A 521-nucleotide genomic window follows, 5' to 3' on the forward strand; every position below is an offset into this window, starting at 1 on the left:
TCGATCGCGACGATGCCGAGAAAACGGTTCTCAACCTTCGGCGTCAGTCCGTGCTCAAGCTCAGCAGTCGCGATCCAATCGAGATACATGGGAACATCCGGAAGCCGGATCGGATGACTTTCTCCAGTGATGCAGAAACGGGCGAACTGAAGGAGCTCGTCGTAGCGAGCAACCCTCTCCCCTCCCCTCTCGAGCGTTTCGCGGGTTTCCATCCGGCAGATCGAAAGCGTGTTGGCAAAATACTGCTCAAGCTCTCGCACTGCGTTCTTGAACACGAAGAGCACCGTGTCCGCGTAGGATTTTTTCCGGCTTTCCTCATCCGAATAGATGTATTTGCTGAGAGCGGTCTTCTTGGACTCGAGCGGCCGGTAGGTCAGGATCAGCGCATGCTTGCTCTCGAAATGCCCCTGCTCGCGCGCGAAATGTGCGCGGCGCTCGGCATCAATCGCGCGGGTCACCGGGTCCGGGAAATGGCAACGGTCTTCTGTGGGATAGTCGACCGTCGGAATGCGGATGGCCTC

General features: G+C 58.0%; 1 pseudogene. It reads right to left on the reverse strand.

The features are described 5' to 3' along the window. A pseudogene (locus FFR93_RS40505) lies at positions 1 to 521 on the reverse strand (conjugal transfer protein TrbE); the annotation flags it as partial.

It is taken from the genome of Rhizobium sp. MHM7A, assembly GCF_005862215.1.
GTDB lineage: Bacteria > Pseudomonadota > Alphaproteobacteria > Rhizobiales > Rhizobiaceae > Rhizobium > Rhizobium bangladeshense.